The organism is Streptomyces sp. NPDC111507 (assembly GCF_055638955.1).
This window is the reverse complement of sequence record NZ_JBVKBU010000004.1, coordinates 738,230-744,394: the sequence shown is the minus strand read 5'-3', so window position 1 is coordinate 744,394 and position 6,165 is coordinate 738,230. Positions and strand designations below refer to the sequence as shown.

Sequence of the window (6,165 nt, the reverse complement as noted above, 5' to 3'; positions counted from 1 at the left end):
AAACGCCCGGTTACATTCCGAACCCGGAAGCTAAGCCTCACAGCGCCGATGGTACTGCAGGGGGGACCCTGTGGGAGAGTAGGACGCCGCCGAACAAATTTTGAGAAGAGCCCCAACTTCGGGTAGGTACCCGAAGTTGGGGCTCTTTTGCGTTCACCTTGGTGCCCGGCTGCGGAGGCGGCGGGGCGCATGCGGGGCCGGACAACAGCCCCGCATGCCCTCACTCGGTTCCTGCGGGCGACTCGGTTACTTCAGGCGGGACGACGCGACGATCGAGACGATGTGCGCGGGGACCAGCAGCCAGACGATCGCCGTCACGGCCACGGTCGCGATCTTCGTCGCCGTCAGGTCGCCGAGCGCCAGGTCGACGACCGCTGTCACGAGCAGCAGGATGGTGCACTCGATGCCGTTGACCAGGCGGTGGAGGCCGACGGCCGAGGTGAGGCGGCGGACCCGGGCGAGGCCGCTGGAGCGCGGGACGACGGACTGGTCGGTGGCCTTCTGCATGCCGCTGTCGGAGCGCGCCACGTGCACGAGGTCGGAGGACGACTTCAGGAGCAGTACGCCGATCGCGGCCGCCAGGCCGGCCACCAGGTAGAGGTTCAGGCCGAGTTCGGCGGCGCGGATGCCCATGCCGACCATGACGGCGGCGTCGGCGAGGTAGGCGCCGAGGCGGTCCAGATAGACGCCGAGCGGGCTGAACTGGCGTCGCCAGCGCGCTACTTCGCCGTCCACGCAGTCCAGGAGCAGATACAACTGCATGAAGAGGACGGACAGTACGGCGCCGGCCAGGCCGGGGACGACCAGGGCGACTCCGGAGAGTACGCCCGCGAAGACCATGACCGTCGTGATCTGGTTCGGTGAAACGCGGGTGCCCAGCATCAGCCGGGTCACCCGCAGGGAGAGCGATCGCATGTAAAGGCGGCCGGCCCAGTGTTCCGCCCTGCTCTCCAGCTTGCCCGCGGGGTGGATGACCTCGCGGAGTTCCTCTAGTTGGACCTTGGTCATGCGGCTTTCTCCCCTGGGATCAATGTGAGTACAGGGAAGAGCATGACGGGGTCCCGGACGGCGGGGATCGGCAGGGTGGAATTCAGATGAGCGATGTCGAACGCGAAGACTACGGTGGGTTCCATGAACCATGTGATTCGTTCCATAAGTGCCGACGAGTGGCCCGCGGTCAAGGAGTTGCGGCTTGCCGCCCTGCGGGATCCCGTGGCGCACCTCGCGTTCCTGGAGACCTACGAGCAGGCGGCGGCCCGGCCCGACTCGTTCTGGCAGGAGCGGGCGGCGAGGGCCGCCGAGGGGGACGGGGCGCGGCAGTTCGTCGCGGTCGGGCCGGACGGGGTGTGGGCGGGTTCCGTGGTCATGCTGGTCGAGAAGGCCGGGCAGCGGGACTTCTTCGATGCTGTGATCGACCAGGACCAGGGGCATCTGGTGGGTGTCTTCGTGCGGGCCGAGCACCGGGGGAGTGGTGTGACGGACGCGCTCGTCGACGGCGCTCTCGGCTGGGCCTGGGAGCGCGGGCTCGAGCGTGTACGGCTGTTCGTGCACGAGAAGAACGGGCGCGCCGAGGCCTTCTACCGCAAGACGGGCTTCGTGCCGACCGGGGGATCCGTGGCATCCCAGGGGAACGAGGGGACCCAGGATCTGGAGTTTGTGATCGCCAGGCCGTAGGTGTCGTCAGGCCGGGAGTTCGTGGTGGGGCCAGCGGGCCCTGGCCTGTTCCTGGGAGCGGAGGAGGGCCAGGGTGGGCAGGCCCTGGCCGGCTCCGGTGGCGAGCAGCTCCGGGAGCTGGGGGAGCGGGGCCACCGCGGCGACGTCGTCCAGGACGAGCGTAAGTGGTGGGTCGAGGCGACCGGAGGATGACCGTTCGGCCATGCGCCGGCCGCGCTCGACCACGCTTGAGGCGAGGGCCGTCAGGAGCGGCATCGCGCCGGGGTTCGCCTTGGGGTCCTCGATGGGTTCACCGACCACATAGAGCGTGCCCCCTTCGTTGACGAAGGAATCCAGCGTGAGGGCGTCACTTCGGTTCGGGGTGCAGGATTCGCGGACGTTGACCGTGAAGAGGGCGGACAGGGCGCGGGCCGTCAACTCCTGCGCTATGTCGCGGCGTTCCGGGTGTGAGGTGAGGGCGGCCTCGAGTTCGCCCGCCGCGCCGGAGGCGGCCTTGGGGTTGGTGCGAAGGGCTCGTACGGCGTCCTGCACCTGGGTGCCCTGGGCCCACCTGTGGACGTGGCGGAAGGCCTTGCCCTCCACCGCGGCGGCGTGCAGATAGCTGCGCAGGAGCGTTTCGGCGACGTCTGCCATGGCCTGGTCGACCTTGGCGGTGGGGCGTACGGGGCCGAGGATGGCGGTGGCTCTCGACGCGGCTGTTGTCTTGTCCTCGCAGCCGGTGGAGGGGGACCAGTGGAGGCGGGCCGGGGTGTCGCAGAGGTGGGAGGGGTCGTAGAGGAGGACGGGGCCGAGTTTGGCTCTGGCGTCCTTGGTTTCCGACCAGATGGCGGGGTTGGAGGTGACCACCAGGGCGGGGCCGTCCGCGTCGCGTACGGCTTGGATCGCGGTGGTGTGGCGGGTTTCGGCGGGGCCGAGGATGAGCGCGGCTGTTGCGCGGTTGCTTTCCCACCCGCCCACCCGTCTACTGTCCGCCGCCAAGGTGGCCGACGCGGGCTGGTGCGGTGCCGTCTCTGCGGGGAGCAGCTCCGTCGGTTCCGGCGCTGGGCGCTGTACCGGAACCTCAAGCTGCGCCGTGGCCGGTTCAGGTGCCGGAGCGGGGATCGGCGTCGGCGCCTGTCTCGCGTACGCCCCCGCCCTGCGTCTCGCCCGGACCGCGCGCCACCGTGCCCACGTCCCCATCACGAAGATGGTCATCACGACCAGCACCATCAGCTGGCCGATGAACAGGCCCCAGAAGAGCCCGTACCCCGAGAGCTGGTCCGCGGGGGTGTCCGGCCAGGCGCCCGTCATATCGTGCGGGTGCCCGATGAGGTGCCGCAGGGCCAGCGGCGTACGGGCGAAGGTGACCGCGTTCGGCCAGGCGCCCTGGGCGAACCAGCCGGCGAGTCCGGTGGCCGACCAGATCAGGAAGGTCATGCCGAGCAGGAAGGCGAGCACCCCGACCAGCAGGCCGTCCGGGATGCCGCCCTCGCTCTCCGCCTTGCGGCGGTCCCGCCCGTCCCGGCTCATCTCACGCCACCGTGGACTCGGACGAACCGTCGAGGTCGGCGAGGTGCTGCTCCACGAAGGCCGCGGCGCGTTCCTCGGCCTCGAGTTCGGCGGCGCGCAGCGCGTCGTCGGCGAGGTGGTCGGCGGAGGACTCGGTCATGGCGCGGTCGGTGAAGACGAGGGGGCGTTCGGTCTCGGTGATGAGGTGTTTGACCACCTGGACGTTGCCGTTGACGTCCCAGACGGCGATACCGGGCGTCAGGGTCGGGATGATCTCGACGGCCCACCGGGGCAGGCCGATCACCCGGCCTGTCGCCCGTGCCTCGTCCGCCTTCTGGGCGTAGATCGTCCGGGTGGACGCCATCTTCAGGATCGCGGCCGCCTCCTTGGCCGCCGCGCCGTCCACCACGTCGGACAGGTGGTGGACCACCGCCACGAAGGACAGACCCAGGCGTCGGCCGAACTTCAGCAGGCGCTGGAAGAGCTGGGCCACGAAGGGGCTGTTGATGATGTGCCACGCCTCCTCCACCAGGAAGATGCGCTTCTTGCGGTCGGGGCGGATCCAGGTGTGTTCTAGCCAGACGCCGACGATCGCCATCAGGATCGGCATGGCGATGGAGTTGCGGTCGATGTGGGACAGGTCGAAGACGATGAGCGGGGCGTCGAGGTCGATGCCCACCGTCGTGGGGCCGTCGAACATGCCCCTGAGGTCACCGTCGACCAGGCGGTCGAGGACCAGGGCGACGTCCAGGCCCCACGCCCGTACGTCGTCTATGGCGACGTTCATCGCCTCGGCCGACTCCGGCTCGGGGTGCCGTAGCTGTTCGACGATGTCCATCAGTACGGGCTGGCGCTCGACGATCGTCTCGTTGACATAGGCGTGTGCGACCTTGAGGGCGAAGCCGGAGCGCTCGTCGAGGCCGTGGCCCATCGCGACCTCGATGATCGTGCGCAGCAGGGCCAGCTGGCCCGTCGTCGTGATCGCCGGGTCGAGCGGGTTGAGGCGGATGCCCATGTCCAGGGCCGCTGTCGGGTCCAGCCGGATGGGAGTTATTCCCAGCTCTTCCGCGATGAGGTTCCACTCGCCGACGCCGTCCTCGCCCTGTGCGTCGAGCACGACGACCTGGCGGTCGCGGAAGCGCAGCTGGCGCAGGACGTAGGTCTTCTCGAGCGCCGACTTGCCGTTGCCGGACTCGCCGAGCACCAGCCAGTGGGGCGCGGGGAGCTGCTGGCCGTACAGCTGGAAGGGGTCGTAGATATAGCCCTTCCCGGAGTACACCTCGCGTCCGATGATGACGCCCGAGTCGCCGAGGCCGGGTGCGGCGGTCGGCAGGTAGACCGCCTGGGCCTGGCCCGTGGAGGTGCGCACGGGCAGGCGGGTCGTCTCGACCTTGCCGAAGAGGAAGCCCGTGAAGGCGTCCGTCGCGGCGGACAGCGGATCCCGCATCAGAACATCAGCTCCTACCTGCGGATTCCGGTGGCGAACGGCAGTGTGTTGACGAAGGCCCGGTGGTGCTCGCGGTCGCACCACTCCAGCTTCAGATACGACTTTCCGGCGGAGGCGCGGATGGTGCGCTTGTCGCGGGCGAGGGCCTCCGGGGAGCGGGAGCTGACCGTGATGTAGCCGACGAGGTTGACGCCGGCGGCGCCGCTCGCGAGGTCCTCGCCGCGCTGGTCCAGGCGGTTGTGGGAGGCGACGTCGCGGGGGTCGACCGTGCGGTTCATCTTCAGCTGGCGGCTGGCCTCGGCGTCGTCGTTCGTCTTCTCCGTCAGCATGCGCTCGATGGCGACCTCGGTGGGTTCGAGGTCCATCGTGACGGCGACGGTGCGGATGACGTCCGGGGTGTGGACCAGGAGCGGGGCGAGGAAGTTCACGCCGACCGGGGTCATCGGCCATTCCTTCACCCAGGCCGTGGCGTGGCACCAGGGGGCGCGGGTGGAGGACTCGCGGGTCTTCGCCTGGAGGTAGGTGGGCTCCATGGCGTCGAGCTCGGCGGGCCAGGCATTACGTTTCGTCATCGCCTGGATGTGGTCGATCGGGTGGTCGGGGTCGTACATGGAGTGCACGAGGGAGGCCAGTCGCCCCTGACCGAGCGGCTGGCGTACGCGGATGTCCGCTTCCTGGAGGCGGGAGCAGATGTCGGTCAGCTCGCGTGCCATGACGACGGCGAGCCCGGCGTCGCGGTCCAGCTTCTTGCCGCCCTGGGGGCGGGCGGCGCGCGCCATGGCCTGGGCCTCGGCGGCGAGTTCACGGTTGTAGTGCATGCACGCGACGAGGTAGGCGCGGTGCTGCTCGCTGCTGGTGGACACCATGGACTGGAGCTGGTCGTAGGACTGCTGGAGCCAGGGCGGCGCCTTCTCGTCCCCGCGTTGGGCGACGTCCTTGGCGTGGGCGTCCGGGTCGGCGGGGAGGGTGCGGGCGAGCATCTGGAGGCGGGTGACGAAGCCGTCGCCGTTCGCCACGTGCTTGAGCAGCGTGCCGAAGCGGTCGACGAGGGCCTCCTGGTCCTCGCTGTCGCGCAGGCCGACGCCCGGGCCCTCGATCTCGATCGCGGCGGTGACGGTGCGGCGGTCGGCGTGCAGGAGTACGGCGATCTCGTCGGGGCCGAAGGGGGCCGCGAGCCAGGAGATACGGCCGATGCCCGGCGGCGGCCCGATCTCGACCTCCTTGCCGTCCAGACGCGTGCCGGCCTCCTGGACGCTGCTGCGGTACGCCGTGCCGCCGCGCAGGTTGCGCTTGTAACTGCGGTTGATCTCGAACCACTTGTAGAACGTGCGGCGCTTGTACGGGACGTACACCGCGGCGATGGCCACCAGCGGGAAGCCCATCAGCAGCACGATCCGCAGGGACAGGACGGGGACGAGCAAGCCGCACATCATGCCGAGGAACGCGCCCGCGATGATGAGCGCGATCTCGCCGGACTCGCGGTTCCGGCCGACGATCGCGTTCGGCCGGGCGCGGCCGATCAGATATGTACGGCGGGGCGTGACCGGATGGGACAC

General features: G+C 69.7%; 5 protein-coding genes and 1 rRNA gene. 2 read left to right on the top strand and 4 right to left on the bottom strand.

Translation table 11 applies throughout. The features are described from left to right. A 5S ribosomal RNA gene (gene rrf / locus ACZ7M2_RS21150) occupies positions 1–95 on the top strand; the annotation flags it as partial. 151 nt (positions 96–246) lie between these two features. On the opposite strand, the gene ACZ7M2_RS21145 is transcribed toward rrf, so the two are convergent. Next, a complete protein-coding gene (locus ACZ7M2_RS21145; RefSeq protein ID WP_471596513.1) occupies positions 247–1,008 on the bottom strand; it encodes a CDP-alcohol phosphatidyltransferase family protein in 762 nt (253 codons plus the stop codon). 123 nt (positions 1,009–1,131) lie between these two features. Between ACZ7M2_RS21145 and ACZ7M2_RS21140 the strand changes: the two genes are divergently transcribed. Then, positions 1,132–1,674 (top strand): GNAT family N-acetyltransferase, encoded by a 543-nt coding sequence (locus ACZ7M2_RS21140; protein WP_471596512.1) that lies wholly within the window; start codon positions 1,132–1,134, stop codon positions 1,672–1,674. 6 nt (positions 1,675–1,680) lie between these two features. On the opposite strand, the gene ACZ7M2_RS21135 is transcribed toward ACZ7M2_RS21140, so the two are convergent. From ACZ7M2_RS21135 to ACZ7M2_RS21125, 3 genes are read right to left on the bottom strand one after another with little or no spacing between them, the layout of a single operon-like run. Beyond that, positions 1,681–3,183: a type IV secretory system conjugative DNA transfer family protein gene (locus ACZ7M2_RS21135; protein ID WP_471596511.1), complete on the bottom strand. Its 1,503-nt coding sequence runs from the start codon at positions 3,181–3,183 to the stop codon at positions 1,681–1,683. Position 3,184: 1 nt separating this feature from the next. Next, a complete protein-coding gene (locus tag ACZ7M2_RS21130; protein ID WP_067371420.1) occupies positions 3,185–4,609 on the bottom strand; it encodes an ATP-binding protein in 1,425 nt (474 codons plus the stop codon). A gap of 14 nt (positions 4,610–4,623) precedes the next feature. After that, entirely contained in the window at positions 4,624–6,165 is a 1,542-nt protein-coding gene (locus ACZ7M2_RS21125; protein ID WP_471596542.1) for an SCO6880 family protein, read from the bottom strand.